The sequence below is a fragment of the Nostoc sp. WHI genome (assembly GCF_015714725.1).
GTDB lineage: Bacteria > Cyanobacteriota > Cyanobacteriia > Cyanobacteriales > Nostocaceae > Nostoc.
This window is the reverse complement of the sequence record NZ_WBKM01000117.1, coordinates 1-2,023: the sequence shown is the minus strand read 5'-3', so window position 1 is coordinate 2,023 and position 2,023 is coordinate 1. Positions and strand designations below refer to the sequence as shown.

Below are 2,023 nucleotides of genomic sequence, written 5' to 3'. Positions count from 1 at the left end.
TTATGAGCAGTTGCAGCAACTAAATAAATTAATTAGAGAAGAGTGGATAAGTCAGGGAAACAGCACTGAGGATTTCCAGGAGCTTGGCCCCAAGATTATTTTAATTTTAGATAATGCTAGTTTCCATAAACGTAAAGATATTCTCGCTAAAATCGCCCAGGAACTCCCTAATTTCATATTAGAGTTTTTACCTGCATATAGTCCTGATTACAATATCATTGAATTAGTCTGGTATTCATGTAAAGAATACATCGCTCATCGTCTTTTTCAATCAGTAGATGAATTGAAGCTTTTACTAGATAAACTTTTAAATAAAGGTGAATTAGTAATTAAGTGGTATCGAAAACGAAAAAATAAAGGTAATAGTGACTATGTTGCAATTTAAATGCCTATTAGCTTATATTTTAGAGTCACGAGTAAAGTAGGGAGTTTAAAGAAATATATCTCTCACCTGCCGAAGGATATGCAAATTAGATCCACTGTGCAAGAGTGAACAAAAGCGATAAGCCTGACGGCATGGCTAAGCTTACCGCCAACAGCTTAGTTTGTGATCAAGGGCGGTTTATTATTGTGAGTGTATTGTAAATCAAGGTGTCTCACCCGTTTTACAAGAAAATTTAGCGGCTGCACGACATCGTTGACTCACAAACGAGCCTCTGAGCTTCGCGGACGAGTCTTTGATACTCGCGAATGAGTCTTTAATACTCGGCGACGAGTCTTTGATACTCGTGAACAAGTCTTTGAACTTCATTGAAGCAAACAAAGTGGTAGGCTCAAATCTCGATTAAATAGGCAACAGCCAATAAATAGAGATGATAAGCTGGAAAACATAACAGTTAAATCGGTGATGTTTCATGAACGTTGTCACACCAAAGCGATTTACTATTGACGAATATCATCGGCTGATTGAACTGGGATTTCTACAGGAGAGCGATTCTCTTCGAGACGGCAAAGCCGAACGCATCGAGTTGATTCGCGGAGAACTAATTCAGATGGTAGCCAAAGGCAGACCTCATACATTTTGCACAACTCGACTTTGTAGACAACTGGATCGATTGCTGGGCGATCGGGCTGTTGTGCGTTGTCAAGAGCCAATCGTACTACCATCAGATAGTGAACCTGAACCAGATGTGGCGATCGCACGAGGAAATGAGACTGACTATCTTCCCCACCATCCTTATCCCGAAGATATTTTTTTGGTGATTGAAATTTCGGACTCAACTCTAAATTACGACCAAACCACAAAGTTAGAAGTTTACGCAGAAGCCGGAATTTTTGATTATTGGATTGTCAACTTAAATGTTCGCCAACTTGAGCGTTACAGCCAACCTTATCAAAATGCTCAAGGTAAATTCAATTATCTCAGCAAGCAGATATCTTTGCCACATCAGTCAGTGACAATTCCTGGATTTGAAGATGCTTTATTAGACTTGAGTCAAATTTTTCCCACGGTTGTCGATGCCTAGAAACACGCAATTTTTCATCTCGCAACCAACAGAGACGTTGCATTGCAACGTCTCTACATTTAGGTTATTGCTTAACTTTTAAAGTAGGTAAAAGTCTTGGGGTAAAATTTTTTGTATACTGACAAATTTCTCTGTTTTGCTTTAAGAGTAACAAGTTCCGCGTTGGCTGTAGCAGCCTCCGCCTTCACGTTTCCGTGTTAAGCGCAGTCTGTAGCAGCAGCAATTCTCATTTTGAAAACAAAAGAAGATAAAGTCCTCTTGTTTACATAGAGAACTTCTGTCTAATTATGATTTATTTGAAAGATAATCATAATAATTAACTGAAGAGAAACAATTTTAAAAATCTGCCCATGAAAAAATAGATTTCAACTTATAAATATAGCTGAAATTCCGACCTACTTTGTAAATTCTCTTAATTAATAATCTTTACCTCCTCTCAAAAATTTGACATTTTTAACTAGAATTTACTTTTGTGAGAGGGACATATTCGGTAAGAATAAATAAGAAAAACTCCGACCAATTTTTAAAGCAAATAAATTTTAATAAGGTACGAATAT

The 2,023-nt window shown here is 37.3% G+C and carries 2 protein-coding genes; both read left to right on the top strand.

Annotation, left to right across the window (positions count from 1 at the left end):
- The coding region (locus F8S12_RS11465; protein ID WP_196516413.1) for a transposase at positions 1-385 on the top strand (385 nt) is incomplete at its 5' end.
- A 469-nt stretch (positions 386-854) separates the two neighbouring features.
- Positions 855-1,466 carry a Uma2 family endonuclease gene (locus F8S12_RS11460; protein WP_196516412.1) on the top strand — a complete coding sequence of 204 codons (612 nt, stop codon included), beginning with the start codon at positions 855-857 and terminating at the stop codon, positions 1,464-1,466.
- The last annotated feature ends 557 nt before the right edge of the window (positions 1,467-2,023 follow it).